Source organism: Pseudomonas sp. JV449 (assembly GCF_032424295.1).
Classification (GTDB): Bacteria; Pseudomonadota; Gammaproteobacteria; order Pseudomonadales; family Pseudomonadaceae; genus Aquipseudomonas; species Aquipseudomonas marginalis.
The window spans coordinates 302,235-327,074 of the sequence record NZ_VYKD01000005.1 but is presented as its reverse complement, the minus strand read 5'-3'; the positions used below and the strand labels follow the sequence as shown (position 1 = coordinate 327,074).

At 61.8% G+C, this 24,840-nt stretch carries 24 protein-coding genes; 10 read left to right on the top strand and 14 right to left on the bottom strand.

All coding sequences use genetic code 11. From position 1 onward, the window contains the following. Positions 1-197 precede the first annotated feature (197 nt). The 8 genes from glpD to F6S08_RS06650 all read left to right on the top strand — a co-directional run bounded on the left by glpD (position 198) and on the right by F6S08_RS06650 (position 9,050). A complete protein-coding gene (glpD, locus tag F6S08_RS06685) occupies positions 198-1,736 on the top strand; it encodes a glycerol-3-phosphate dehydrogenase (protein ID WP_027604599.1) in 1,539 nt (512 codons plus the stop codon). A 312-nt stretch (positions 1,737-2,048) separates the two neighbouring features. Then, the gene (locus F6S08_RS06680) at positions 2,049-2,975 is read left to right on the top strand and encodes a glutamate/aspartate ABC transporter substrate-binding protein (RefSeq protein ID WP_027604600.1); all 927 of its coding nucleotides are present in this window, start codon (positions 2,049-2,051) and stop codon (positions 2,973-2,975) included. A 194-nt stretch (positions 2,976-3,169) separates the two neighbouring features. Further along, positions 3,170-3,916, top strand: a complete 747-nt coding sequence (locus tag F6S08_RS06675) for an amino acid ABC transporter permease (protein WP_024073702.1) — start codon at positions 3,170-3,172, stop codon at positions 3,914-3,916. Beyond that, complete coding sequence (locus F6S08_RS06670; protein WP_027604601.1) at positions 3,916-4,587, top strand: amino acid ABC transporter permease; 672 nt, start codon at positions 3,916-3,918, stop codon at positions 4,585-4,587. Before F6S08_RS06675 ends, F6S08_RS06670 begins: the two co-directional genes overlap by 1 nt. Beyond that, on the top strand, positions 4,584-5,318 hold the full coding sequence (locus tag F6S08_RS06665) for an amino acid ABC transporter ATP-binding protein (RefSeq protein ID WP_065926530.1): 735 nt from the start codon (positions 4,584-4,586) through the stop codon (positions 5,316-5,318). The genes F6S08_RS06670 and F6S08_RS06665 overlap by 4 nt, the downstream gene beginning before the upstream one ends. Before the next feature lie 158 nt (positions 5,319-5,476). After that, complete coding sequence (locus tag F6S08_RS06660) at positions 5,477-7,378, top strand: sensor histidine kinase (RefSeq protein WP_315871415.1); 1,902 nt, start codon at positions 5,477-5,479, stop codon at positions 7,376-7,378. After that, entirely contained in the window at positions 7,375-8,712 is a 1,338-nt protein-coding gene (locus tag F6S08_RS06655) for a sigma-54 dependent transcriptional regulator (protein WP_315871414.1), read from the top strand. The genes F6S08_RS06660 and F6S08_RS06655 overlap by 4 nt, the downstream gene beginning before the upstream one ends. Then, entirely contained in the window at positions 8,712-9,050 is a 339-nt protein-coding gene (locus F6S08_RS06650; RefSeq protein ID WP_065926533.1) for a GlpM family protein, read from the top strand. The genes F6S08_RS06655 and F6S08_RS06650 overlap by 1 nt, the downstream gene beginning before the upstream one ends. Positions 9,051-9,267: 217 nt before the next feature. On the opposite strand, the gene F6S08_RS06645 is transcribed toward F6S08_RS06650, so the two are convergent. From F6S08_RS06645 to F6S08_RS06620, 6 genes are all read right to left on the bottom strand, one after another. Beyond that, the gene (locus F6S08_RS06645) at positions 9,268-10,665 is read right to left on the bottom strand and encodes a sigma-54-dependent transcriptional regulator (protein ID WP_065926534.1); all 1,398 of its coding nucleotides are present in this window, start codon (positions 10,663-10,665) and stop codon (positions 9,268-9,270) included. Next, positions 10,655-12,424, bottom strand: a complete 1,770-nt coding sequence (locus tag F6S08_RS06640) for a sensor histidine kinase (RefSeq protein ID WP_315871413.1) — start codon at positions 12,422-12,424, stop codon at positions 10,655-10,657. The genes F6S08_RS06645 and F6S08_RS06640 overlap by 11 nt, the downstream gene beginning before the upstream one ends. Next, positions 12,424-13,548, bottom strand: coding sequence for a GNAT family N-acetyltransferase (locus tag F6S08_RS06635; RefSeq protein WP_065926536.1), 1,125 nt, complete (start codon positions 13,546-13,548; stop codon positions 12,424-12,426). Before F6S08_RS06635 ends, F6S08_RS06640 begins: the two co-directional genes overlap by 1 nt. Before the next feature lie 112 nt (positions 13,549-13,660). Then, complete coding sequence (locus F6S08_RS06630) at positions 13,661-14,602, bottom strand: alpha/beta hydrolase (protein WP_315871412.1); 942 nt, start codon at positions 14,600-14,602, stop codon at positions 13,661-13,663. Then, on the bottom strand, positions 14,599-15,993 hold the full coding sequence (locus F6S08_RS06625) for an aspartate aminotransferase family protein (protein ID WP_027604609.1): 1,395 nt from the start codon (positions 15,991-15,993) through the stop codon (positions 14,599-14,601). The genes F6S08_RS06630 and F6S08_RS06625 overlap by 4 nt, the downstream gene beginning before the upstream one ends. After that, on the bottom strand, positions 15,986-16,690 hold the full coding sequence (locus F6S08_RS06620) for an MtnX-like HAD-IB family phosphatase (RefSeq protein WP_065926538.1): 705 nt from the start codon (positions 16,688-16,690) through the stop codon (positions 15,986-15,988). The genes F6S08_RS06625 and F6S08_RS06620 overlap by 8 nt, the downstream gene beginning before the upstream one ends. Positions 16,691-16,916: 226 nt before the next feature. Here F6S08_RS06620 and F6S08_RS06615 point away from each other — a divergent pair, with 226 nt between their 5' ends. Beyond that, the gene (locus tag F6S08_RS06615) at positions 16,917-17,687 is read left to right on the top strand and encodes a MipA/OmpV family protein (protein WP_065926539.1); all 771 of its coding nucleotides are present in this window, start codon (positions 16,917-16,919) and stop codon (positions 17,685-17,687) included. A gap of 53 nt (positions 17,688-17,740) precedes the next feature. Here the strand turns inward: F6S08_RS06615 and F6S08_RS06610 are convergent, their stop codons facing one another. The 5 genes from F6S08_RS06610 to F6S08_RS06590 all read right to left on the bottom strand — a co-directional run bounded on the left by F6S08_RS06610 (position 17,741) and on the right by F6S08_RS06590 (position 21,294). After that, entirely contained in the window at positions 17,741-18,145 is a 405-nt protein-coding gene (locus F6S08_RS06610; protein WP_065926540.1) for an EamA family transporter, read from the bottom strand. Continuing rightward, a complete protein-coding gene (locus F6S08_RS06605) occupies positions 18,142-18,522 on the bottom strand; it encodes a transporter (protein ID WP_315871411.1) in 381 nt (126 codons plus the stop codon). The genes F6S08_RS06610 and F6S08_RS06605 overlap by 4 nt, the downstream gene beginning before the upstream one ends. Continuing rightward, positions 18,519-19,439, bottom strand: coding sequence for an arginase (locus F6S08_RS06600; protein ID WP_065926599.1), 921 nt, complete (start codon positions 19,437-19,439; stop codon positions 18,519-18,521). Before F6S08_RS06600 ends, F6S08_RS06605 begins: the two co-directional genes overlap by 4 nt. A gap of 126 nt (positions 19,440-19,565) precedes the next feature. Then, positions 19,566-20,219 (bottom strand): DsbA family oxidoreductase, encoded by a 654-nt coding sequence (locus tag F6S08_RS06595; protein ID WP_065926542.1) that lies wholly within the window; start codon positions 20,217-20,219, stop codon positions 19,566-19,568. A gap of 55 nt (positions 20,220-20,274) precedes the next feature. Then, a complete protein-coding gene (locus F6S08_RS06590; protein ID WP_065926543.1) occupies positions 20,275-21,294 on the bottom strand; it encodes an alpha/beta fold hydrolase in 1,020 nt (339 codons plus the stop codon). Between the two features lie 182 nt (positions 21,295-21,476). Here F6S08_RS06590 and metR point away from each other — a divergent pair, with 182 nt between their 5' ends. Next, the gene (metR, locus tag F6S08_RS06585; RefSeq protein WP_027604617.1) at positions 21,477-22,394 is read left to right on the top strand and encodes a transcriptional regulator MetR; all 918 of its coding nucleotides are present in this window, start codon (positions 21,477-21,479) and stop codon (positions 22,392-22,394) included. A gap of 50 nt (positions 22,395-22,444) precedes the next feature. Here metR and F6S08_RS06580 read toward each other — a convergent pair whose 3' ends face one another. The 3 genes from F6S08_RS06580 to F6S08_RS06570 are packed head-to-tail and all read right to left on the bottom strand — an operon-like array spanning position 22,445 to position 24,719. Then, positions 22,445-22,951 (bottom strand): GNAT family N-acetyltransferase, encoded by a 507-nt coding sequence (locus tag F6S08_RS06580; protein ID WP_065926544.1) that lies wholly within the window; start codon positions 22,949-22,951, stop codon positions 22,445-22,447. Between the two features lie 5 nt (positions 22,952-22,956). Further along, positions 22,957-23,370: an NUDIX hydrolase gene (locus tag F6S08_RS06575; protein ID WP_065926545.1), complete on the bottom strand. Its 414-nt coding sequence runs from the start codon at positions 23,368-23,370 to the stop codon at positions 22,957-22,959. A 32-nt stretch (positions 23,371-23,402) separates the two neighbouring features. Next, positions 23,403-24,719 (bottom strand): HD domain-containing phosphohydrolase, encoded by a 1,317-nt coding sequence (locus F6S08_RS06570; RefSeq protein WP_065926546.1) that lies wholly within the window; start codon positions 24,717-24,719, stop codon positions 23,403-23,405. Between the last annotated feature and the right edge of the window lie 121 nt (positions 24,720-24,840).

The window sequence follows — 24,840 nt, the reverse complement described above, 5'->3', positions numbered from 1 at the left end:
GCCCCCGGTGGCGATTTATCCAGCGCCTTTTTCTCGGGCCTTGCCCAGGCTTATGTTCACAAATTTTCCTTTTCCCGCCCTTCGATGAGTTTTTTCAATCGAAGTCGGCTGGCTGTGCCCACGTTTATCAGCTACCATTTTCGCAAATGAACATTAATGTTCGAATTCCAATACGAAAAAGCTCCCGAGGCCAGTCGATGAACCCTTCTACCTTGCCTGCTCCACCGCTTGCCGAAGTCTATGACGTTGCCGTAATCGGTGGCGGGATCAACGGCGTCGGCATTGCAGCAGACGCAGCCGGTCGCGGTTTGTCGGTATTCCTTTGCGAAAAGGACGACCTGGCCAGCCACACCTCCTCCGCCAGCAGCAAACTGATCCACGGCGGCCTGCGCTACCTCGAACATTACGAATTCCGCCTGGTACGCGAAGCCCTGGCTGAACGTGAAGTGCTGCTGGCCAAGGCCCCGCACATCGTCAAACAGATGCGCTTCGTCCTGCCACACCGCCCCCACCTGCGCCCGGCGTGGATGATCCGTGCCGGCCTGTTCCTCTATGACCACCTGGGCAAGCGCGAGAAACTCGCCGGCTCCAAGAGCCTCAAGTTCGGCCCTGACAGCCCGCTGAAAAGCGAAATCACCAAAGGCTTCGAATACTCCGACTGCTGGGTCGACGACGCCCGCCTGGTCGTCCTCAACGCCATGGCGGCCCGTGAAAAGGGTGCGCACATCCATACCCAGACCCGCTGCATCAGTGCCCATCGCAGCAATGGCATGTGGGACATGAACATGGAACGCGCCGATGGCAGCCTGTTCTCGATCCGTGCCCGCGCCCTGGTGAACGCCGCCGGCCCGTGGGTCGCCAAGTTCATCAAGGACGACCTGAAGCTGGACTCGCCCTACGGTATCCGCCTGATCCAGGGCAGCCACCTGATCGTGCCGAAGCTGTATGAAGGCGCCCACGCGCACATCCTGCAGAACGAAGACCAGCGCATCGTCTTCACCATTCCGTACCTGAACCACCTGACCATCATCGGCACCACCGACCGCGAATACACCGGCGACCCGGCGAAAGTGGCGATCACCGAAGGTGAAACCGACTACATGCTCAAGGTGGTCAACGCGCACTTCAAGAAACAGCTGAGCCGCGACGACATCGTCCACACCTACTCGGGTGTGCGCCCACTGTGCAACGACGAGTCGGACAACCCGTCGGCCATCACCCGTGACTACACCCTGTCGCTGTCCGGTGGTACGGGCGAGGCGCCGATCCTGTCGGTGTTCGGCGGCAAGCTGACCACCTACCGCAAGCTCGCCGAATCGGCGATGGCGCAACTGGCCCCGTACTTCACGCAGATGCGTCCCAGCTGGACCGCCACCGCCAGCCTGCCCGGCGGCGAGGACATGACCACCCCAGAAGCCCTGGCCGAGGCCATTGGCAGCAAGTTCGACTGGTTGCCGAGCGAGATCGCGCGCCGCTGGTCCACCACCTATGGCAGCCGCACCTGGCGCCTGCTCGAAGGCGTGCAGTCGCTGGCTGACCTGGGTGAACATTTGGGCGGCGGCCTCTACACCCGCGAGGTCGATTACCTGTGTGCCGAGGAATGGGTAACCCAGCCCCAGGACGTGCTATGGCGCCGGACCAAACTCGGCCTGTTCACCACCCCACAGGAACAGGATAACGTGCAACGCTACCTGTCCAAGGTTGAGCAGACCCGCAGCAAGATCGAAGCGGCCTGACAGGCCCATCGCACAAAAGCCCCTGCGCCGTAAGGCCCAGGGGCTTTTTTATACCGCCTGGCATTCGGTTTTCCGAACGCCACAGGCAAGCCTATTCGGTTTACCGGATCAAACGGTTACATATTTGTCGTCATACAAAATTAATCATCATATAAATCAACTTGTTAAGCTTTTATTTTCGGTCTGGCACGACTCATGCTCTACACTCCCAGACGATTGCCTGGGACGCTTCAGGAGCCGTCACGGGCATTCGCTGTACAAGAGAGCCGTCTAGCCGGCTTCATAAAAAAAACAAATGTCGAGGAAGTATTGATGCGCATCGTTCCCCATATCCTGGGCGCAGCTATCGCTGCTGCTCTGATCAGCACTCCAGTCTTTGCCGCCGAACTCACCGGCACACTGAAGAAAATCAACGACTCCGGCACCATCACCCTCGGGCACCGCGACAGTTCCATTCCGTTTTCCTACATTGCGGATGGTTCGGGCAAACCTGTGGGCTACTCCCACGACATTCAGCTGGCCATCGTCGAAGCCCTGAAAAAAGACCTGAACAAACCCGATCTGCAGGCCAAGTACAACCTGGTCACCTCGCAGACCCGTATTCCGCTGGTTCAGAACGGCACCGTCGACATCGAGTGCGGTTCCACCACCAACAACGCCGAACGCGCCCAGCAAGTCGCCTTCACCACCAACATCTTCGAAATCGGCACTCGCCTGCTGGTCAAGAAAGACAAGGAAGGCAAGCCTAGCTACGCCGACTTCGCCGACCTGAAAGGCAAGAACGTCGTGACCACCGCCGGCACCACGTCCGAGCGCATCATCAAGGCGATGAACGCTGACAAGCAGATGGGCATGAACGTCATCTCCGCCAAAGACCATGGCGAGTCCTTCCAGATGCTGGAAAGCGGCCGTGCCGTAGCCTTCATGATGGACGACGCCCTGCTGGCCGGTGAAGAAGCCAAGGCCAAGAAGCCGGATGACTGGGTCATCACCGGTACTCCACAGTCCTTCGAAGCCTACGCGTGCATGGTTCGCAAAGAAGATCCTGCCTTCAAGAAAGCGGTGGATGACGCCATCGTTGGCCTGTACAAGTCCGGCGAAATCAACAAGATCTACGCCAAGTGGTTCGAAAGCCCGATCCCACCAAAAAACCTGAACCTGAACTTCCCAATGAGCGACAAGGTTAAGGAACTGATCAAGAACCCGACCGACAAGCCGGCGCCTGAAGTAAAAATCTGATTCCTGACTAACCTTATCGCCTGAGGGAGCCAACCCTCCCTCAGGCGTCTGTTACTACCTGCTGGCTATACTTTGGAACACTCGACCGGGCGGTTTTCGAGCCGATCGCGTGTGCCTGGCGTTCATCGCCAGGCGGGAATGGACTTTCCCCAAGCGGGTGCTTGTACATCGATCGATCTCGAGGGGAGACCCTAATGAATTACAACTGGGACTGGGGCGTGTTCTTCAAGTCCACCGGCGTGGGCAGCGAGACTTATCTCGACTGGTACATCGCCGGCCTGGGCTGGACCATCGCCATCGCTGTCGTGGCATGGATTATCGCCTTGCTGCTGGGCTCCATTCTGGGGGTCATGCGCACTGTGCCAAACCGCCTCGTATCGGGCATCGCGACCTGCTACGTGGAACTGTTTCGTAACGTGCCGCTGCTGGTGCAGCTGTTCATCTGGTACTTCCTGATACCCGACCTGCTGCCGCAGAACCTGCAGGACTGGTACAAACAGGACCTCAACCCGACCACCTCGGCCTACCTGAGCGTTGTCGTGTGCCTGGGCCTGTTCACCGCTGCCCGTGTGTGCGAGCAAGTGCGTACCGGTATCCAGGCGCTGCCACGGGGCCAAGAGGCCGCTGCACGTGCCATGGGCTTCAAGTTGCCGCAGATCTACTGGAACGTGCTGCTGCCCCAGGCCTACCGGATCATCATTCCGCCGCTTACCTCGGAATTCCTCAACGTCTTCAAGAACTCCTCCGTGGCGTCCTTGATCGGCCTGATGGAACTGCTGGCGCAAACCAAACAGACCGCCGAGTTCTCGGCCAACCTGTTTGAAGCCTTCACCCTGGCCACGCTGATCTACTTCACCCTGAACATGAGCCTGATGCTGCTGATGCGCGTGGTCGAGAAGAAAGTCGCAGTGCCCGGCCTGATCTCCGTGGGGGGTAAATAATGGAACTCGATTTCAGCGGCATCATCCCCGCCATCCCGGGCCTGTGGAACGGCATGGTCATGACCTTGAAGCTGATGGTCATGGGCGTGATCGGCGGTATCGCGCTGGGTACGATCCTGGCACTGATGCGCCTGTCGTCCAGCAAACTGCTGTCCCGGGTGGCCGGCGCCTATGTGAACTACTTCCGCTCGATCCCGCTGCTGCTGGTGATCACCTGGTTCTACCTGGCGGTGCCGTTCGTGTTGCGCTGGATCACCGGCGAAGACACGCCGATCGGTGCGTTCACCTCCTGCGTCGTGGCGTTCATGATGTTCGAAGCCGCGTACTTCTGTGAGATCGTGCGGGCCGGCGTGCAGTCGATCCCCAAGGGCCAGATGGCGGCGGCACAAGCGATGGGCATGACCTATGGCCAGACCATGCGCCTGATCATCCTGCCCCAGGCGTTCCGCAAGATGACCCCGTTGCTGCTGCAACAGTCGATCATCCTGTTCCAGGACACCTCGCTGGTCTACACCGTGGGCCTGGTGGACTTCCTCAACTCCGCTCGCTCCAACGGCGACATCATCGGGCGCTCCAATGAGTTCCTGATCTTCGCCGGTGTCGTCTACTTCATCATCAGCTTTTCCGCCTCGCTGCTGGTCAAGCGTCTGCAAAAAAGGTTTGCCGTATGATCTCTATCAAGAACATCAACAAGTGGTATGGCGACTTCCAGGTGCTGACCGATTGCAGCACCGAGGTTAAAAAAGGCGAAGTGATCGTGGTGTGCGGGCCATCGGGCTCGGGCAAGTCCACCCTGATCAAGTGTGTCAACGCGCTGGAACCGTTCCAGAAAGGTGACGTGATCGTCGACGGCACCTCCATCGCCGACCCGAAGACCAACCTGCCGAAACTGCGTTCGCGCGTGGGCATGGTGTTCCAGCACTTCGAGCTGTTCCCGCACCTGACCATCACCGAAAACCTGACCATCGCACAGATCAAGGTGCTCGGCCGCAGCAAGGAAGAAGCCACCAAGAAAGGCCTGCAACTGCTTGAGCGCGTCGGCCTGTCGGCGCACGCCCACAAGCACCCGGGCCAGCTTTCCGGTGGCCAGCAGCAACGTGTGGCGATTGCCCGCGCCCTGGCCATGGACCCGATCGTCATGCTGTTCGACGAACCGACCTCGGCCCTCGACCCGGAAATGGTCAACGAAGTACTGGACGTGATGGTGCAACTGGCCCAGGAAGGCATGACCATGATGTGCGTCACCCACGAAATGGGCTTTGCCCGCAAAGTGGCCGACCGCGTGATCTTCATGGACGCCGGCAAGATCATCGAAGACTGCCCGAAGGAAGAGTTCTTCGGCGACATCAGCGCCCGCTCCGAGCGCGCGCAGCACTTCCTTGAGAAAATCCTGCAGCACTAAAAACAGCCTCACTCCCACCCTGTAGGAGCGAGCTTGCTCGCGAAGAACCCAAGAGCACCGCGGACATCCAGGATGCACGCGTCATCGTTGACGTTTTTCGCGAGCAAGCTCGCTCCTACAGTTGGCCGGAGGGCGGTAGCTGACCCAAGGCATCTGTGATGAAATGCGACCCCAACCTCTATCGCGCCGCACCGCCATCACTTGCCGTGAAACCTCGTCTGATTCGCCAACTGTTCCTGCCGCCGTTGATCATCGCCCTGATGATCGGCCTGGGTTATATCGGCTTCTGGATCAGTGAGTACTACGGCATCCGCACCCTCAGCGACAACGGCGAACGCCAGCTGGAGCTGCATGCCCGCACCGTCGAAAGTGAAATCAGCAAATACACCTACCTGCCCAGCCTGCTGGAGCTGGAGTCGAGCGTCTCCAAGCTGCTGGCCGAGCCGAACCAGGAAACCCGCAAAACGGTCAACGACTACCTCGAAGGCCTGAACCGACGCAGTCGCAGTCGGGCCATCTACGTGATGGACACCACCGGCCGTGTGCTGGCCACCAGTAACTGGCGCGATGCCGACAGTTACCAGGGTGAAGACCTGTCCTTTCGCGCCTATTTCCAGAATGCCGTGCGCGGCCAGCCCGGGCGTTTCTACGGCATCGGCAGCACCAACGGCGAACCCGGCTACTACCTGGCCCATGGCCTGGAGGAACACGGCAAGATCATCGGCGTGGCGGTGGTCAAAGTGCGCCTCGAAGCCCTGGAAGAGCGCTGGCAACGCGCGCGCCTCGAAGCCTTTGTGAGCGACGAGAACGGCATCATCATTCTCTCCAGCGACCCGGCTCGACGCCTCAAGGCGGTGCGACCGCTGAGCGACGAGACCAAGGATCGCCTGGCCCACAGCCTGCAATATTACTGGGCCACGCTCAACGAACTGGAACCCCTGGCCCGTGAGCGCTTGAATGAACGCAGCGAGAAGCTGACTTTCCCGGCCAACACTGAAGTGGTCAACGACGAGCACGAAGTCAGCTACCTGGCGCAAACCCGCCCACTCAATGACACACCGTGGAATTTCACCCTGCTCACCCCGCTCAACGACCTGCGTCGCGCGGCGATCAACCAGGGCATCCTGGTGGCTGTCGCGTTTGGCCTCGTCGCGTTTTTGCTGATTGCCTGGAACGAGCGGCGCAAAGTCATCGCCACCCGCCTCGCGGCGCGGGAAGCCTTGCAGGAAGCCAACAGCCAGCTGGAACGGCGGATCGCCGAACGCACCGCCGACCTGCGCGCCAGCAACGAGCGGCTCAAGGGCCAGATCCGCGAACGGCGCCAGGCCGAAGAAACCCTGCGCCGCGCCCAGGATGAACTGGTACAGGCCGGCAAGCTGGCGGCCATCGGCCAGATGTCCACCAGCATCGCCCATGAACTGAACCAGCCGTTGGCCGCGCTGCGCACCTTGTCCGGCAACACCGTGCGCTTCCTCGAACGCGGCGCGCTGGACACCGCCAGCGCCAACCTCAAGACCATCAACGAACTGATCGACCGCATGGGCCGTATCACCGCCAGCCTGCGCTCCTTTGCCCGACGCGGCGATGACCAGGGCGAAGCCAGCCTGGCCAAGGCGGTGGACGCCGCGTTCCAGGTCCTGGGCCCACGCCTGGACAGCCTGCCGCTGAGCCTGCACCGCGACTTTGCCCCGGCCCAATTGCAGATCGACCAGACCCGCCTGGAACAGATCCTGGTCAACCTGATCGGCAACGCCCTCGACGCCATGCAGGCACAACCGGCTCCCGAGTTGTGGCTGGAAGGCAGCGCCGCCGAGGGCAAATACCGCCTGCTGGTACGCGACAACGGCCACGGCATCGACGCCGAGGCGCGCAAGCATCTGTTCGAACCCTTCTTCACCACCAAACCCGGCGAGCAAGGCCTGGGCCTGGGCCTGACCCTCTCCGCCAGCCTCGCGGCAGCCACCGGCGGCACCCTCGCCGTGGAGCACCCGGCCGGCGGTGGCACTGCCTTTGTCCTGTGCCTGCCGCTGGTGGGCGCTCAACAAGCTGAGTCGACATGAATATTGATCCTCAAGACCTCACCGTGCTGATCGTCGAAGACGACCCCCATGTGCTGCTCGGCTGCCAACAGGCGCTGGCGCTGGAAGATATCCCAAGCGTGGGCGTGGGCAGTGCCGAGGAGGCATTGAAACGTATCGGCGAGAACTTCGCCGGCATTGTGATCAGCGACATTCGCCTGCCGGGCATTGACGGCCTGGAACTGCTCACCCGTCTCAAGGCCCTGGATAAAAGCCTGCCGGTGGTGCTGATCACCGGGCATGGCGACATCTCCATGGCGGTCGGCGCCATGCGCAATGGCGCCTACGACTTCATGGAGAAACCCTTCTCCCCCGAGCGCCTGGTCGACGTCGCCCGCCGCGCCCTGGAACAACGCGGGCTGGCGCGGGAAGTCTGGTCGCTGCGCCGTCAGTTGGCTGAGCGGGATTCGCTGGAAGGCCGCATCATCGGTCGCTCGCCGGCCATGCAGAACCTGCGCGAGCTGATCGCCAACGTCGCCGACACCTCGGCCAACGTGCTGATCGAAGGCGAGACCGGTACCGGCAAGGAGCTGGTCGCGCGTTGCCTGCATGATTTCAGCCGCCGGCATTCCCACCAGTTCGTCGCCCTCAACTGCGGCGGCCTGCCGGAGAACCTGTTCGAAAGCGAGATTTTCGGCCACGAAGCCAACGCCTTTACCGGCGCCGGCAAGCGCCGTATCGGCAAGATCGAACACGCCCATGAAGGCACGCTGTTCCTCGATGAAGTGGAAAGCATGCCGATCAACCTGCAGATCAAATTGCTGCGAGTGCTGCAGGAGCGCACCCTGGAACGCCTGGGCTCGAACCAGAGCGTGGCCGTGGATTGCCGGGTGATCGCCGCCACCAAGTCCGACCTCGACGAACTGAGCCGCGCCAGCCAGTTCCGCAGCGACCTGTACTACCGCCTCAACGTGGTGACCCTGGAACTGCCGCCCCTGCGCGAACGCCGCGAAGACATCCTGCAGCTGTTCGAACACTTCCTGCAGCAGTCGTCGCTGCGTTTTGACCGCACCGCGCCGGAACTGGACAACCAGACCCTCTCCAGCCTGATGAGCCACGACTGGCCCGGTAACGTACGCGAACTGCGCAACGTCGCCGAACGCTTCGCCCTCGGCCTGCCCGCCTTCAAGAAAAGCGGGGCCAGCAGCGGCAGCCAAGGCCTGGCGTTCACCGAAGCGGTGGAAGCCTTTGAACGCAACCTGCTCAGCGATGCCCTGCAACGCAGCGGCGGCAACCTGACCCAGGCCAGCCAGGAACTGGGCATGGCCAAGACCACCTTGTTCGACAAGGTCAAGAAATACGGGTTGAGCCACTGATGGATCTTTTTTTGAAAGCCGCCCTGGGCGCGGCGGTGGTACTGATCCTGGCGGCGCTGGCCAAGACCAGGAACTACTACATCGCCGGGCTGGTGCCGCTGTTTCCGACCTTTGCGTTGATCGCCCATTACATCGTCGGCAAGGGCCGTTCGCTGGACGATTTGAAGACCACCATCCTGTTCGGGATGTGGTCGATCATTCCCTACTTTGTGTATTTGGCGACGTTGTATGTGATGGTGGACCGCATGCGGCTGGAGGCCTCTTTAGCCGTCGCAGCGGTAGCGTGGCTGATGGCAGCGACGATCCTGGTGAGTATCTGGGTACGCTTCCATACCTGACCCGACTCGGTCAAAAAATGTGGGAGCGGGCTTGCCCTAATGCCAGTCATTTAAGGCTTTTTGTAGGAGCGAGCTTGCTCGCGAAAAACTCACAGGCGCCGCGTTCATTCAGGAAGCACGCGTTATCGTTGACGTTTTTCGCGAGCAAGCTCGCTCCTACAGGAGGCGATGTACGCTTAACTGACTGACATTAGGGCAAGCCCCCTCCCACATTTAATCAGCGGACTATTTTGTCGACCTGGATGCCCAGTTTCTTCAGGCGATACCAAAAGCTCCTTTCGGAAATCCCGATCTTCGCCGCCGCCGCAGCCTGCACGCCATTGCTCTCCTGCAACGCCGCGAGGATATAGGCCTTCTCCACCTCCGCCAGCGCCGCGTCCAGGTCCTGGGGAATCCCCGGCCCGTCGCTGAGGATCGCGGTCACGCCGCCTTCGCTGGGTTTGGAAGCAAACAGATAGCCCGGCAAATCAATGTCTTCGATCACAGGCGTGGCGGCCACGATGGTCGCGCGCTCCACACAGTTTTGCAGCTCACGGATATTGCCCGGCCAGTGATACGCGGCCATGGCCTGCAACGCTTCAGGGCTGAAGCCGGTAATACGCTTGCCGGCAGTGGCGCTGAGGGTCCGGGCAAAGTGACGGGCCAGGGGCGCGATGTCTTCCACGCGTTCACGCAGGGCCGGCAGCGGGATCGGGAACACATTGAGGCGGTAATACAAGTCTTCGCGAAACTCCTTGTTGGCCACCGCCTCCAGCAGGTTCTTGTTGGTGGCGGCGATCACCCGCACATCCACCTTGCGCTCGCGGGGGTCGCCCACAGGCTCGATCACCCGCTCCTGCAAGGCGCGCAGGATCTTGGCCTGCAATGCCAGGGGCATATCGCCCACTTCATCGAGAAACAGCGTGCCCTTGTCGGCCTGCTGGAAGCGCCCGACCCGGTCAGACACGGCGCCAGTAAACGCGCCCTTGCGATGGCCGAACATTTCGCTTTCCAGCAGCCCTTCGGGGATCGCCGCGCAGTTGACCGCCACAAACGGCTTGTCGGCACGGCTGCCGTGCTTGTGGATGGCGCGGGCGACCATTTCCTTGCCGGTGCCGCTTTCGCCGGTCAGCAGGATGGTGGTGCTGCTGTCGCGTACCGAATCCACCGCCTGCAACACTTTGCGAAACGCCGGGCTGTCGCCCACCAGGCTGTCGAACTGCGCCTGCTCATCCAGCTCGGCGCGCAGGCGCGCGTTGTCGCGCATGATGTCGCGAAACTGCAGGGCCTTGGCCACGGTGATGTCCAGCTCGTCGATATCGAACGGTTTGGCAATGTAGTCGTAGGCACCGTTGCGCATCGACTGCACGGCGTTTTTCACCGTGCTGTAGGCGGTCATCACGATCACCGGCACGTGGGGATAACGCACCTTGATCTCGGCCAACAAGGCCGGCCCGTCCATGCCCGGCATGCGCCAGTCACTGATCACCAGGTCGATGTCTTCCTGTTCCAGCACCTTGAGCGCATGCAGGCCGTTGCCCGCAATGAACACTTGCACGCTGTTCTGGCCCAGGGCCGACGCCAGCAGGTCGCAGAGCTTGGGTTCGTCGTCGACTACCAGAATGTTATGCGTCATGACTGTCCTCGTCGTCTTCGCCTGTCGCTGGAATGTACAGGCTGAAGGTGGCGCCGGCATCGTTTTCGCTGGCGCATTCGATGCTGCCGTCGTGACTTTCCATGATCGAATAGACTTTGGCCAGGCCCAGGCCCGTGCCAGAGGCCTTGGTGGTGACGAATGGCGTAAAGATGCGCTCGATCATCTCCGGCGCGATGCCCTGGCCGGTGTCGGCGATGGTGATGACGGTGTTGTCGCCCTCGCTGCGAATCCCCAGGGTCAGGCGCCCGCCTTCAGGCATGGCATCGATGGCGTTGAGAATCAGGTTGAGGCAGGCCTGCTTGAGTTGCTTGGCGTCGACGTAGATCGTCGCCCCCGGCGCCTGGTCGTCGATCTGCGCGTCGATGTTATGGCTGGCCAGTTCCGGCGCACAGAAGCCCAGGATCTCCTCCACCAATGGACGGGCCGGCTGCAGCACGCGCAACGGTGGGTTGGGTTTGGCAAAATCGAGGAACTCGGTGATCAAGTCGTTGATGCGGCTGACTTCGCTGATCACATATTCCAGGTGGCGCTTGTCGGCGTCCGGCAGATCAACGCGGCGGTGCAACAACTGGGTGGCCGTCTTGATGATGCCCAACGGGTTACGGATCTCGTGGGCCAGGCCCATGGCGACTTCGCCCAGGGCATGCAGGCGATCGCGCCGGCGCAGTTGGGCTTCGAGGTGGTGCAACTCGCCCAGGCGCTCGGTCATATGGTTGAAGGTGCTGCTCAATTGCGCCAGTTCATCGCCGCCGCTGACCAGCACGCGGTGCGCGTAGTTGCCTGAGATCACCGCGCTCACGCCTTCGGACAAGTCCCGCAACGGCTTGGTCAGGCGCCGTGACACCAGCACCCCGGCCGCGAGGGACAATGCCGAACTGAGCAGGAAAATCAGCACGAACAGGTTGCTCTGGTTCACCAGCCCCACCAGGCTGGTATGGCGCAACAGTCCGCTGAAAATCACGCCTTGGAGGTCACCGGCGTCGTTGAAAATCGGCCAGTACAACCCGCTGTAGCTGTTGGTGAACTGCTCGCTGGGCTGCTTGGTACTGCGCATCGCGGTCTCGACACTTTTCGGGATACGCGCCGGGTGATCCACGAAGCGCTGGGTCGAAAATATCTCCGAGAACCCCTCGGGGTTGGCCAGGTACAGGCGCAGGTCGAGGGAATGCACATCGGCCACGCTGGTGAGAAAGCTGCTGTCCAGGTAGGTCGCCACCAACAGGCGGTAGTCGACGCCGTCCTGGCTGGTTTCGAAGGTCGAGACCACAATCCCGGTACTCACCCCCGCCACTTGCACGGTCTGCAGCACCGCGTTGCTGGTCAGGCTGATCTGTTTGACGATGTCATCGGAGGCGGTGCTGAACACCACCTTTTGATCGCTGGTGCGGATCAGCGCCACCACGTCGATGTCGGTGGCATCGGCGATGTCCGCGGTCAGCCGGTCATGCTTGGCCGCCTGCCGGCTCGAGGGCGGGCTGGTGTAGCGCAGGAACAGCTTGGCCATGCGCGCGTTGTCGTGAAGGATGTCGCCGATCTCGTCCTTGACGATCTTGGTCGATTCCTGCAGCCAGATACGCACGTTGCTGTCGAAAATCTGCGACAGCGTGGTCGCCGCCAGCTCCGCCGCGATCATGGTGGGAATCACGCTGACCAGCCAGAACGCCAGCACCAGCTTGCGCTGGACGCTCCAGCGCGAAATGGCAAAGGGGCGGGCTTTCTGGCGGGTCTTGGTGATCATCAGGTTTCGCTTATCGCAGCAGCCATGGCAGGGTCGGAACGATCCGGTCGAATAAACAGTTTTACAAGCGTGAGCAGGCCGTTGACCAGCCGGTTGCGGTGGCGGAAAAACACGCTGTTGCCCTGGAACTCGCAGCCCAGGCGCAGCTTACTGGCATACCCGGCCTGGCCGCACTCATACACCGCAATATTGTGTTGAATACAGTAGTCGACGTTGGTCAGCCAGCTGCGGAAGTACAGGTTGTAGTCACGGCTGAACGCAACGTCATGGGCGAAAAACTTGTCCACCAACCGGTGCTCGTCCAGCAGCAGCAGGTTGAACGCCACCAACTGCTCGTCGACCCAGTAAAGAACACAGACGGCGCGATCGCCAAGGCGTTCCAGCACGCCGGTGAAATAGCCGGCAGGCAGGTGTTCGAACTGCAACTCGGCGCGCTTCAATGTGGCTTCGTACAGGCCCATGACCTCGGGCAGCACGTCGTCGATATTGCCGCGCCATTCCACCCGTGGTCCAGGTGCACGCAGCTTGCGGCGCAAGTCCTTGCGGGTGGATTTGCCCAGCGAACCGAGGTAGGCGTCCACCGAACCGTACGGCAGCGGCAACACCCCGGTGGGCAAGCCCGGCATGCTTTGAAAACCCGCCACCCGGCAACTGTCGAGCCAATGGGGATCCTGGCTGGGTGCATCCTTGACCGCCAGCAGGCCGATACCGAAATCATCGGCATCCTGGCGCGCGGCTTCCAGCAAGTGTTTGAGCAACAACGGGCGACGCGACTCGGGCACGCCACTGGCCACCCCGGCGTCGCAACGCTCGGCTACCGGGGAGCCAATGGCATACAGGCCCAATTGCAAAACACCTGGCCACAGCCGCTCCACACGTTCGGCCAAACGCTTGCCGGCGCCCGACACCGTGGTGTCGAGGCGATAATGGGTGATGAAGGCGGCGGCCACGGCCACCAGCGTTCCATTGTCGTAAACCGCCAGGTAGCGCCATTGGAAGTCATCGATGGCGGCGTTTTCCACGGCGACGTAATAGTCCCAGTCTTCCAGGGCACCGGGAAAACAGTCGTTCCAGGCGCTACGCTGGAGGGCCCGGATGGTCGGGAAGGCTTGGGTGGTGATCACATCGTTTCCCTTGTTATGGCTGGCGAGCTTGTTGTGGCGAGCGGCTCATTGTGGTGAGCGGGCTTGCCCCGCGCTGGGCGGCGAAGCCGCCCCAAACCCAGGCACCTCAGTTCTAACTGGACGCATGCAGTGTCAGTGATGGGGCGGCTTCGCCGCCCGGCGCGGGGCAAGCCCGCTCACCACAACAGCAAGCCCGCTCACCACAAAGTAAGCCGGCGTCCACAAACGCGGTGTGCCGCTCGACAAAGTCGGCACTCAACTCGATCACCCGGCGGTATTGCAGGTCGACGGTGATCATGTGGTAGCAGTTGTCCAGCAGGATCTTGGTCACCGGGCCGCCCAGGTGACGCTCCACGTAATCGGCGTTCCAGCGGCTGGTGATGTCGTCTTCGAGGGCGTGCAGCACCAGGGCCGGCACCTTGACCTTGGGCATGCGTTTCCTGACCACGGCATTCATGCGGTGCAACTCGCGCACCGTGATGCCTTCCATGGTCAGCAAACCGGCTTCGCTGCTCTGCCCTTCCTTCATCTGCCGCTCGACGATTGCCCGCAGGCGTTCGTTCTTGATGCCGTAGGGCGGCTTCTCTTCGAAGCGGCAGATATGCACGCCGAACGGAATCTTCATCAGCAACGGCGTGAGGAACGCCAGTTTGTTGATGCTCCAGCCGTCGTACTTGAGGGTGGTGGAATACATCAACAGCCCGGCAACTTGCCCAGGGTGCTCGGCAGCCACGTACATCGACATCACCGCGCCCATCGACAAGCCACCGACAAACACCTGCTCGTGGCGTTGCCTGACCTGCACGAAGGTCTTGCGCACGCCCTCGTACCAGTCCAGCCAGCCGGTGGCCTGCAGGTCGCTGTTGTCACCGCAGTGCCCGGCCAGGGTGGGCACGTACACCGTGCAGTTACCCGCCTTGACCAGGCCCTTGGCGACCTGGCGCAACTCCGTCGGGGTGCCGGTCAGGCCGTGGATCAACAGGATCCCGACCGGACCTTCACCGAGAACGAAACCGGCACTGCCTTCACCGAGGTCGATCCCGGCGGCGCTCACCGTTGGGTCGCCCGTACCAGCAGTTGCTCGAGCAGCTTCAGGCCCAGTTCGATTTCCGGGTAGCTGATTTCCAGGGACGGTGCCAGGGTGATCACGTTTTTGTAGTAGCCGCCCACGTCGAGGATCAGGCCGAGTTTGCGGCCATCGACGACCATGTCGCCTTTCATGCCTTCTTCGACCATGTAGTCCAGGGTCGCCTTGTCCGGCGTGAAGCCGTCCGGGCCGCAGATTTCGCAGCGCAGGGCCAGGCCCAGGCCGTCGACGTCGCCGATGATCGGGAACCGTTTCTGCAGGTCCTGCAGGCCTTCGAGGAAGAATTTGCCCTTGGCCATGACCATCGCGCCGTAGTCGACTTCGTTGGTCATCTTGAACATTTCCAGGCCCACCGCCGTGCCCAATGGGTTGGAGGCGAAAGTGGAGTGGGTCGAACCTGGCGGGAAGATCTTCGGGTTGATCAACTCTTCACGGGCCCAGATGCCGCCCAGTGGGTTGAGGCCGTTGGTCAGCGCCTTGCCGAACACGATCACGTCCGGTTGTACGTCAAAGTGCTCGATGGACCAGAGTTTGCCGGTGCGGTAGAAGCCCATCTGGATTTCGTCGGACACCATCAGGATGCCGTGCTGATCCAACACATGCTTGAGTTCGCGATAGAAGTTCATCGGCGGGATCACGTAGCCGCCGGTGCCCTGGATCGGCTCGACGTAGAACGCGGCGTATTCGCTCTGGCCGACTTTCGGGTCCCACACACCGTTGTATTCGGTCTCGAACAGGCGCGCGAATTGCTGCACGCAATGGCTGCCGTACTCTTCCTTGGTCATGCCCTTGGGGCCACGGAAGTGGTACGGGAACGGGATGAACTGCGCGCGCTCGCCGAAGTGGCCATAGCGACGACGGTAGCGGTAGCTGGAAGTGATCGACGAGGCGCCGAGGGTCCGGCCGTGATAGCCGCCTTCGAAGGCGAACATCAGGCTTTTGCCGTTGGTGGCGTTACGCACCACCTTGAGGGAGTCTTCGATCGACTGCGAACCGCCGACGTTGAAGTGCACGCGACCGTCGAGGCCGAATTTCTTCTTGGCGTCCACCGCGATCATTTCCGACAGCTCGATCTTGCCTTTGTGCAGGTACTGGCTGGCGATTTGCGGCAGGGTGTCGATCTGCTGTTTCAACGCATTGTTCAGGCGCGGGTTGGCGTAGCCGAAGTTGACGGCCGAGTACCACATTTGCAGGTCGAGGTAGGCCTGGTCTTCGGTGTCCCACACGTAGGAGCCTTCGCAACGGCTGAAAATACGCGGTGGCTCGATGTAGTGAACGGTGTCGCCGTAGGAGCAATACTTGGCTTCTTTATCCAGGAGGATCTGGTCTTCGGCGGTAGCGATGCGGATATCAGACATGGTGGAAGAGTTCCTGATTGTCAGAAGAGGTATTGAAGGTGGTGGCGTTGGCGGCGATGCCCTGAGGCAGGCGGGCCAGCAACGCAGGCACTTCGGCGAAGGTGTCGAAGCGCGCGTGAGGGATGTTGTTGGCTGCGCAGTACTGGGCGAGGCTGTCTTTGGCGAACACGAAGTCGGCGGTGGAGGCCACGCACATGTCCGACTTGCCGTCGCCGATCACCAGCACGCGCTTGTTGCGCGGGGTGGATTTGCACTTGCAGTTGCCGGACGCGGCGCGGCAGGCATCGCTGGCATACGGGAAATCGATGCGCCAGCTGTTCTGGTCGACCTGGCGCAGGCGGTTGGCGAGGATCGGCAGCAAGGTCACGTAGTTGCGCGACAGGATCCGCGCAATCCCCTGTTCGATACCGTCGCTGACCACTTCGAGAGAAGCGCCCAGGCCGAGCACGTGATCGACGAAGTCGGGGAAATCCGGGTCGATCTCGACACTGTCGAAATACGCCAGCAGTTCACTTGGGGTGGCCTTGATCAGCGCCAGTTGACGGCTCAGGCATTCGCGGGAACCGATATGCCCATCCAGCCATTCCTGTTCGATGGTTTCCCACTCGGGGCCGGCGAAGCGTTGGAGGACGTTGTCGATGACATCGGTGGGGGTAATGGTCCCGTCGAAGTCACACACGATATGCCAGTGGATCATCTGCGTTTACCTTGAGGAGCGCGCTGTGTGCGCTTGCCCAAGGGGTAGAGCAGGGAGTGTGCCAACTGGCTGAAGCCCAGCCGGGCTGGGGGTTCTGGCGTTAGCGGTGGAGATATGTGTCGTGCAAGCTACAATTTTTGTAGCTCGCTACAAACAAGATGAGTGCTTGCGCAAGGGATGCCCTTCGCGCGTTCATGCGCGCATGTCCAGATAAGGAACCTGCTCCATGCTCAAACTCACTTGCGCTGTATTCGCCGGTTTACTGGGGCTGTGGGGCATTGCCGACACCGCCCTGGCAGCCCCGGTCACCGGTGAAGCCGGCGCGGGCCTCAGTTATCAACCCCACGACCCCACCGGCAGCCGCTACGAAACCCGCCCCGTGCCCTACCTGGACCTGGACTGGGGCAACGTCAGCCTGAGCACCGATGACGGCCTGACCTGGAGCGCCCTGAACACCAACGGTTTTACCGCCGGCCCCTATATCAACTACCTGCAGGGGCGTACCTCCAACGGTGAGCTGCAAGGCCTGCGCAATGTGTCGGACATGGCGGAAGTGGGCGGCTTCATCCAATACGCGCCGGCCGACTTCTGGCGCGTGTACGCCCGGATGGGCCAGGCCGTGGGCGGCGGGCACTCGCAGAGCGGCGCGCTGGGCAAGGTCGGCGGCGAGTTGGGCTACCCCCTGGGTGGCGGGGTGATCGGCAGCAGCGGCCTGGCGGCGAATTTCGCCGATGCGCGCCAGACCCAGACTTATTTCGGGGTGGACGCCAATGAATCCGCGGCCTCTGGTATTCGTCCGTATAACGCCAACGGCGGCTTCCAGAACCTCACGTTGACCCAGAGTTTCGAATTCCCCCTGGCCTCCAATTGGTCACTGCTGACCAGCGCCAGCTGGGTGCACCTGGTGGGTTCGGCGGCCAACAGCAGCATCGTCAAGGAGACCGGCGACGTGAACCAGGGCCAGGTACAAACGGCGATCAGCTACAAGTTTGATTAATCACTTCGAACAAAATATGGGAGGGGCAAGCCCACTCCCCATGAATTCGTGTTTCAGTTTTCTTCGCCTTCGGCCAGCAGCGCTATCCCGCCGATGATCACCGCCACGCCTACCCAGTGCAGCGGGCTGATATGTTCCCCCAGCCCCAGCCACGAACCCAGCAACACCACCACAAACACCAGCGAACTGAGCGGAAACGCCAGGGACAGGCTGCTGCGCCGCAGGATCAGCATCCACACGAAAAACGCGCCGATGTAACTGGCGATCGCCGCCAGGATCCCCGGGTTACGCGCCACCTCGGACAACCACTGCCAGTTGAAATCCATCTGCCCCAGTTGGTCCCCTGCAACTTTGGTAAACAGCTGCCCGGCACTCTCGGTGCAGATCAGCAAGGCCCACAGCACCACCGTGCCCAGGCGCCCATGCAACCAACCGGTATGCATCGTTTGCGTACTCATGCCTGACTCCCAGCAATCGCTACCAGCATCACACCCAAGGTAATCACCAGCGTGCCCAGCCAACGACGTCGGCTGACGGTTTCGCCCAGTACCACCTTGCCCGCCAGCACCACCCCGCAATAAGCCAGGGCCGCCGCCGGGAATAACAGGCTCAACGGCGCACGAGACAGCGCTTCGAGCCACACGAAAAACTCGATTACATAGGCACCGATCCCCGCCCACAGCAACGGCGCATGGAACACCTGGCCCCAGAACGCATTCAGGCGAAAACCGCCCTCCAGCTCCGGCAAGCGGTCCAGGCCGAGCTTGAAACACAGTTGGCCGATCACATCGAGCACGATGGAAAACGCCACGAGTAACACCACGGTCAGGCTCACGGGAACAGCTCCTCAAACAGGTCGATCAGGGCTTCATTGGTGGCGGCGTTGCGCTGCAGATCCTCCGGGCTCCAGCGCTCCGCGGGCGGCTGGTCGGACTTGGCTTCCCAACGCTTGAACGCGTTGCTGAACGCCGGCGTGGCGAACTCGCCGCACACGTCGATGCCGATGATGCGCTTGCGCGCCGCCAGCGCCCGCAGGGCTTGCAGCAGGTGGGTCAGGCGCATGCCGCCCTGGTCCCAGTTGGTGGCGGCGTCTTCACTGGCGAGCACGTCTTTGTCGATGGTGATCCAGATCGCTTCGGTGGGCAGGCTGCCGATCATCTGCTCGAGAAACGCCGGCCAGTCCAGCTCCGCCAGGTTGCGCCAGTGCAGGTGGTTTTCCTGCTGCTGGTGGCCGGCGCCATCGCCGACCCGGCCCCAGACTTTCGACGGCGGGTGCTGCCAGGGGAACAGTTGCAGGCGCCCGCGCTTGAGGGCACCGAGGTTGCCGCCACGCAGTTGCGGGTTATGCAGGTCATCGCTGCAGGGGCCGAGGGTGACGATGCGTTTGATCGCCGGCATGTTCAATGCGCGGTTGACCCACGAGCCACAGTGGCGCCTGGGCGCAAAGCGCACCCAGTCGGGGTGGTTGTCGAAGTGGATCAGACTGATGGGTTCTTTCAGGTCGGCCAGAAACGCCGGCGTCAGGTGGTGATAATCGCCGGAACCGACGAACAGGATTTCCGGACGCGCATCCGTGGGCCGGGGCCGCCGGGCCAGGCGTTCGGCGAAGCGCTTCCAGGTTTTTTCGGTGGACCACAGGCGCAGCTTCGGGCCCAGGTCCAGCAGGTCGATACGCGTGGCACGGCCACTGGCCAGACGCCGGGCAATCGGTGCCTGACCGGTGAGGCTGTGGTCGAGGTCGAGAATGTTCAAGGTCATGTTTCCCCTATGGCTTTAGGGGGTCGATGCAAGGGGCGGGCCAGCGCTTACCTCAAGGACAATGAGAAACAAATGTGGGAGGGGGCAAGCCCCCTCCCACATTTGGATCAGTGTTCGATTTTAGTTTTTAGCTTCGTTGATGATCTGGCGAATCGCGCCCACAAAGGCTTCCGCCGGCTGGCCACCGCTGACGGCGTACTGGTCGTTGAACACGATGGTCGGCACTGACGTCACCCCACGGGAGGTCCACAATTGCTCTTGCTCGCGGACTTCGGCGGCGTATTCATCGCTGGCGAGAATCTCGGCGGCGCGCTGGATATCCAGGCCGACGCTTTCGGCGATGATCGCCAGGGTGGCGTGATCGGAAGGGTCCTGGCCATCGCTGAAGTAGGCCTTGAACAACGCCTCCTTGAGGTTGTACTGCAAGCCCTCGAGCCCGGCCCAATGCAGCAGGCGGTGTGCGTCGAAGGTGTTGTAGATACGGCTCTGGCCGTCGGTGCGGAAGGCAAAGCCCAGCTCGGCGCCCATGTCGCGGATACGCGCACGGTTGGCCTGGGACTCTTCGGCGCTGGAGCCGTATTTCTCGGTGATGTGTTCGACGATATTTTGCCCTTCGGCGGGCATGTTCGGGTTCAGTTCGAACGGCTGGAAATGGATCTCGGCCTGCACCTCGGTGCCAAGCTGGTCGAGGGCTTCGGTCAGGCCGCGCAGGCCGATGATGCACCAGGGGCAGGACACGTCGCTGACGAAATCGATTTTCAGGGGAGTACTCATGACAGGCAACCTCGCAGGCTTCAATACGCCGTAAAGGGTGCACGATACACCAATGTCACAGCAGCTTCGAAGGCGCGACCGGATCGATCTGCGCCCAATGGGCGGCATCTTCGCGATGAGCCTGCAGGTACGGCAACACCGCCGTCAGCAGCGGCGCCTTGAACGCTTCCTGGAAACGATGGGCCATGCCGGGAATCAACTTCAACTGGCTGCCCTGGATATGCGCCGCCAGGTGCACGCCGTGCATCACCGGCAGCAACGGGTCGGCGGTGCCGTGGACCACCAGTGTCGGCACGCGCAGCTGGTTGAGCAGCGGCACACGGCTGGGTTCGGCGAGGATCGCCATGATCTGGCGCTTCACGCCGTCCGGGTTGAAGGCGCGGTCATAGGACAGCGCCGCCTGGTGCAGCAGCACCTGGCGATCGTCCTTCACAGTCGGGCTGCCCAGCGCCGCGAGCAAATCGGCCTGCTGCTCCAGCGCCACTTCACGATTCGGCGCACTGCGTCGCGACAATAATTGCACCAGCGCCGCATTCGGGGCCGGCAAGCCTTCGGCGCCGGAGCTGGTCATGACCAGGGTCAGGCTTTCCACGCGCTGGGGCGCCATCGCCGCCAGGTGCTGGGCGATCATGCCGCCCATGCTTGCGCCCAGTACGTGGAATTGCTGGACCTGCAAGGCGTCCATCAGGCCCAGGGCGTCATCGGCCATATCCGTCAGCGTGTACGGCGCCGATACCGGCAGGCCGAGCTTGTAGCGCAGCACTTCAAAGGTCAGGTTGGCGTTCGCCGGCGCCTGGCGCCAGGTGGAGAGGCCGACATCGCGGTTGTCGTAGCGGATCACCCGGAAACCCTGCTGACACAGGGCAACGACGACTTCGTCAGGCCAGTGAATCAGTTGCCCGCCCAAGCCCATCACCAGCAGCAAGGCCGGGTCGGACGCACGGCCGATACTCTGGTAGGCGATGCTCACCTGGGCCAGGTCGACCGTTTGGGTCGGGACATTGACATCACATCGAGACGCCGCAAAAGACGGCAGGCCGAACAGTAGAGCGGCCAGTAAAAACAACACGCGCATGAAAAACACCGAAACGCAGAACCCCAGTAGAGCGCGAGTCTGATGAAGTTTGTTCAAGGGCGCTGCCACAGTTCCATGACAGTTTGATGAAGAGTGCCCGGCGGTCATGGTCGACATGGATTGCAACATGAGACAAACTCACGCTATTCCGTTTCGTCACAAATTGTCTTCATGGAGAGCCCGTGCTCGAGATCCGTCACCTCAAGACCCTGCACGCCCTGCGCGAAGCCGACAGCCTGGTGGAGGCCGCCGAGCGTCTGCACCTGACGCAGTCGGCGCTGTCCCACCAGTTCAAGGAGCTGGAAGAGCGCCTGGGCATGCCGCTGTTCGTGCGCAAGACCAAACCCGTGCGCTTCACCAGCGCCGGCCTGCGCCTGCTGCAACTGGCCGACGCCACCCTGCCCCTGCTGCGTGGTGCCGAGCGCGATATTGCACGCCTGGCCGGGGGCACCGCCGGACGCCTGCACATGGCGATCGAGTGCCACAGTTGTTTCCAATGGCTGATGCCGACCATCGACCAATTCCGCGATGCCTGGCCGGAAGTCGAGCTGGACCTGGCCTCGGGCTTTGCGTTCGCGCCACTGCCGGCCCTGGCCCGTGGCGACCTGGACCTGGTGGTGACCTCCGACCCGCTGGAGCTGCCGGGCATCACCTATGTGCCGCTGTTCACCTACGAAGCCATGCTCGCCGTGGCCAACCAGCACGCGCTGGCGAACAAGGCGTACATCGTGCCCGAAGACCTGCTGAGCGAAACCCTGATCACCTACCCGGTGGAGCGTGACCGCCTGGACATCTTCACCCGCTTCCTGGAACCGGCCGATGTGGAACCGGCCCAGGTGCGCACCTCGGAACTGACGGTGATGATGATGCAGCTGGTCGCCAGCGGCCGTGGCGTGTGCGGCATGCCCCATTGGGCGCTGCATGAATACAGCTCGCGCGGCTACGTGAAGGCCAAGCGCCTGGGCGAGAAAGGCTTGTTTGCGACGCTGTATGCGGGGATTCGTGCGGACATGCTGGATGCGCCGTATATGCGCGATTTTTTGCTGACGGCAAAAGATACGTCGTTTTCAACGCTGGATGGCGTGAGCGCGGTACGCTGAAACAACACAGTTCCAAATGTGAGAGGGGCAAGCCCCTCCTACATTGGATCTCAGTGAGCCGTGAGTTCGCGCCACATGTAGATTTTGTCGAAGTAGTCCACGCCCACTCGCACCGCCAACGGTTCCAGGCCGTACTGGATAAACCCGCAGCGGCGGTACAGCGCAAACGCTGCATCGTTGCCGGCGGTGACGGTCAGCTGGATCACTTTCAGCCGCGGATGTCGGCGCGCTTCATCCAGCGCTGCCTCGACCAATCGCCGGCCCAAGCCTTTCTGCTGGTAAGCCGCGTTCACGTACATGCCGAACAGGGTCACCTTGTGCCGTGCCTTCTCCCTAGGCTCGAAGGCCAGGCCGACGATGCCGGCCAGTACCCCGTCGACGTACGCGCCGAGCAAACGATCCAGCGGACTCTCCAGGCGCTTTTCCCACCAGCTCAACGGTATCGACGCACGCTCGGCCACACTGGAAGTGAACGCCTGGGGATAGGCGCCGTAAGCTTCCAGCATCAACGCCCGATAAGCCTCGGCATCGTTGGCCCCCAGCGCACGCACGCTCATTCGCGTCAGGCCGGCGTGGTCAGTGACGCGCGGTAAAACGGCAGGATCAGGTCACGGGTCAAGGGCGCCAGCACCAGGCCGCCATCACCGGCCGGGTCGATCCAGCGCACCTCTTCGATTTCAGCGGCCGGGCTGACCGGAGCATCGATCTGCACCTGGAACAATTCAGCGTCCACGGTAAACCCCGGTTCGTTGGCCGCAGGGGCCGAGAAGTGACCCAGGTAGACCGCGTCGCCGGGCTCGATGCGCAGGTTCAGCTCTTCGTACAGCTCGCGGGCCAGGGCCTCGACGGGCTGCTCACCGGCGTCGATCTTGCCACCGGGTTGCATAAAGGCCTGGGTACCGCGCTTGCGCACCAGCAAGGTGTGGCCGTCGCTGCCGATCAGCAGGGCAGCGGCGATACGGATAGTGCTAGGCATGAACTGAAAACCTTGAACTCAAAAAATGAAAATTAATGGAGCACCCCTTCGCTCTCGTCCGGCTCCTTGATGAACACGCTGTACTTGGCGCCTTCCATCGCCTCGAACGCAATCAGCTTGTCCACCAACGGCAGGTTCAGCACCTTGCCGGCGTTAAGCAGCAACATGCCGTTATCGGCGTTGAGGTTACGCGCCAGGACCATGCCGTCTTCCAGCTCACGGGTGGTGAGCACCTTGACGGTCGGATCGCCCAGGGTCACGTCACTGAGAAACGCAGCGCACGCCAGGATGAAGTCCTCGACCAGGTCCGGATCGTAGAGGCGCCCGGCATACTTGCGGATATACAACAGCGCTTCATCGCTGTTCAGGTGCCGCTCAAGGATCAGGCCTTTCTGCAACTCGATGAAGTCCACCGCCAGTTTCAGCAGGCGTGAACCGAACGGAATCGCATCGCCCTTGAGGTGGTCGGGAAAACCACTGCCGTCCCAGCGTTCCTGGTGATGACGGATGATCCGCGCCGCATCCTTCATCGGCTCCAGGGTCATCAGCAGCGATTCGCTCTGGGCCGGATAGCCACGGTAGCGCTCGCGATCGGTGCTGTGCAGCTTGTCGGCCGGCTCGATCAACATGCTGTCGCTCCAGCTCAGCTTGCCGATGTTGTACAGCGCGGCGGCCATGGCCATGTCGCGGGCGCTGGCTTCGTCTATGGACTGGGCGGTGCAGTACACTCGCACCAGTTCGATCAGTGCGCGGTTGGTCTGTTTGTTCTTGGGCAGGCGCAGGTTGGCCAGCAACGAAAACACTTCGGTGCCGGTCACGTAGCTGCGCTTGAGCTCGTCGTAGGCCAGGTCGAGCATGTCGGCGGTCTGTTGCAACTCACTGGTGCGTGCTGCCACGCGTTTTTCCAAGGTGGCGTTCAACAGCTTGAGCTGGTCGTTCTGCTGATGGGCCAGGCGCTCCAGCCGCTGAAATTCCAGGGCCTGCTGCAGGATCAGCTTCAGTTCGTCGTCGTTCCAGGGTTTGCCGATATAGCGGTGGATCGCCCCTTCGTTGATCGCCTTGATGATCGTCGGCAGGTCGGCGTAGCCGGTGAGCAGGATGCGACTGGTGGCGGGATAAAGGCGATGAACCTCGGCCAGCAGCTGCGCGCCGTCCATGCCGGGCATGCGCGCATCGCTCATCACCAGGTCGATGGGCTGGGCGGCCATGATCTCCAGGGCCTGGGCGCCGCCGCCCGCGAGCACGACATCAAAGGGTTGGCCGCGCAACAGGCGGCGCAAGCTGTTGAGGATCGACTCTTCATCGTCGACCAGCAAAATAGTGGGTTTCGTCGCAAGTTGTTCATCCATGCCTGTTGCGCCTTCACATTGAACTGAATTGAGCTGATTTGAACCCCTGTGCCAAGCCATCTTCCCTCGCTTAAGGCGCGGAGTTGATTTGACGCCAACTGGCCGCCGAATTCAAGGGACC

What these genes read in the sequence shown, in the direction of transcription:
- F6S08_RS06570 (WP_065926546.1), bottom strand. Translation starts at nt 24,719, where the DNA reads ATGGATGAACAACTTGCGACGAAACCCACTATTTTGCTGGTCGACGAT.
- F6S08_RS06595 (WP_065926542.1), bottom strand. Translation starts at nt 20,219, where the DNA reads ATGAGTACTCCCCTGAAAATCGATTTCGTCAGCGACGTGTCCTGCCCC.
- F6S08_RS06620 (WP_065926538.1), bottom strand. Translation starts at nt 16,690, where the DNA reads ATGATCCACTGGCATATCGTGTGTGACTTCGACGGGACCATTACCCCC.
- F6S08_RS06580 (WP_065926544.1), bottom strand. Translation starts at nt 22,951, where the DNA reads ATGAGCGTGCGTGCGCTGGGGGCCAACGATGCCGAGGCTTATCGGGCG.
- F6S08_RS06615 (WP_065926539.1), top strand. Translation starts at nt 16,917, where the DNA reads ATGCTCAAACTCACTTGCGCTGTATTCGCCGGTTTACTGGGGCTGTGG.
- F6S08_RS06625 (WP_027604609.1), bottom strand. Translation starts at nt 15,993, where the DNA reads ATGTCTGATATCCGCATCGCTACCGCCGAAGACCAGATCCTCCTGGAT.
- F6S08_RS06655 (WP_315871414.1), top strand. Translation starts at nt 7,375, where the DNA reads ATGAATATTGATCCTCAAGACCTCACCGTGCTGATCGTCGAAGACGAC.
- F6S08_RS06670 (WP_027604601.1), top strand. Translation starts at nt 3,916, where the DNA reads ATGGAACTCGATTTCAGCGGCATCATCCCCGCCATCCCGGGCCTGTGG.
- F6S08_RS06590 (WP_065926543.1), bottom strand. Translation starts at nt 21,294, where the DNA reads ATGCGCGTGTTGTTTTTACTGGCCGCTCTACTGTTCGGCCTGCCGTCT.
- F6S08_RS06640 (WP_315871413.1), bottom strand. Translation starts at nt 12,424, where the DNA reads ATGATCACCAAGACCCGCCAGAAAGCCCGCCCCTTTGCCATTTCGCGC.
- F6S08_RS06675 (WP_024073702.1), top strand. Translation starts at nt 3,170, where the DNA reads ATGAATTACAACTGGGACTGGGGCGTGTTCTTCAAGTCCACCGGCGTG.
- F6S08_RS06610 (WP_065926540.1), bottom strand. Translation starts at nt 18,145, where the DNA reads ATGAGTACGCAAACGATGCATACCGGTTGGTTGCATGGGCGCCTGGGC.
- F6S08_RS06660 (WP_315871415.1), top strand. Translation starts at nt 5,477, where the DNA reads ATGAAATGCGACCCCAACCTCTATCGCGCCGCACCGCCATCACTTGCC.
- F6S08_RS06665 (WP_065926530.1), top strand. Translation starts at nt 4,584, where the DNA reads ATGATCTCTATCAAGAACATCAACAAGTGGTATGGCGACTTCCAGGTG.
- glpD (WP_027604599.1), top strand. Translation starts at nt 198, where the DNA reads ATGAACCCTTCTACCTTGCCTGCTCCACCGCTTGCCGAAGTCTATGAC.
- F6S08_RS06575 (WP_065926545.1), bottom strand. Translation starts at nt 23,370, where the DNA reads ATGCCTAGCACTATCCGTATCGCCGCTGCCCTGCTGATCGGCAGCGAC.
- F6S08_RS06645 (WP_065926534.1), bottom strand. Translation starts at nt 10,665, where the DNA reads ATGACGCATAACATTCTGGTAGTCGACGACGAACCCAAGCTCTGCGAC.
- F6S08_RS06650 (WP_065926533.1), top strand. Translation starts at nt 8,712, where the DNA reads ATGGATCTTTTTTTGAAAGCCGCCCTGGGCGCGGCGGTGGTACTGATC.
- F6S08_RS06680 (WP_027604600.1), top strand. Translation starts at nt 2,049, where the DNA reads ATGCGCATCGTTCCCCATATCCTGGGCGCAGCTATCGCTGCTGCTCTG.